The following is a 603-nucleotide window of genomic DNA, read 5'->3' as shown; positions in this document are numbered from 1 at the left end:
CACCCGAAGTCGCCGGCCCAACCGCAAGGGGGGAGGCGCCGAAGGTGTGGAGGGTGAGGGGGGTGAAGTCGTAACAAGGTAGCCGTACCGGAAGGTGCGGCTGGATCACCTCCTTTCTAGGGAGATACTTCTTCTAGAGAGAAAACACTTTAACTCGAATGGAGGGCAGGAGCCCGTCCGGTGGATGTCGCCCGCGATGGAGTCCCCGCAGCACCCGGTCCCCGGGGTCGCACCCGCGTACCTTGAGAGCCGCATAGCGATAGGAGAGAGATGGAAGAGTATCCTCTTCCAGACTCGATTCTTTTCTGCGATTAAATCAAGAATGATAGCAATCATTCATCCGATCCAAACAAGAAGAATTCACTTATAAATGAGTGAGGAGCATCTGATCGCGAGCACAGTGAAGACACTGTGCCGCGGTATGAGATACCCGAATTGCGACATACGAGCGCTATTCATGATATCGATTAATTAGATTAATTAGCGACACGTGGATATCCCGCGGGCCCGAGAGCGGTCCCGCAAGATACCACGGGCGCACGGCGGATGCCTTGGCACAGGGAGCCGATGAAGGACGCGGCAAGCTGCGATAATCCCCGGCGA

Annotated in this window: 2 rRNA genes; both read left to right on the top strand. The window is 55.9% G+C overall.

Annotated elements, in window-relative coordinates:
* Positions 1-116 (top strand): 16S ribosomal RNA (locus tag AAAX35_RS09625); the annotation flags it as partial.
* 403 nt (positions 117-519) lie between these two features.
* Positions 520-603: ribosomal RNA gene (locus AAAX35_RS09620) — 23S ribosomal RNA — on the top strand; the annotation flags it as partial.

Source organism: Collinsella sp. CLA-ER-H11, from assembly GCF_040092445.1.
Taxonomy (GTDB): domain Bacteria; phylum Actinomycetota; class Coriobacteriia; order Coriobacteriales; family Coriobacteriaceae; genus Collinsella.
Note: the sequence above shows the minus strand (reverse complement) of the source record. Positions and strands in the feature narration are given on the sequence as shown.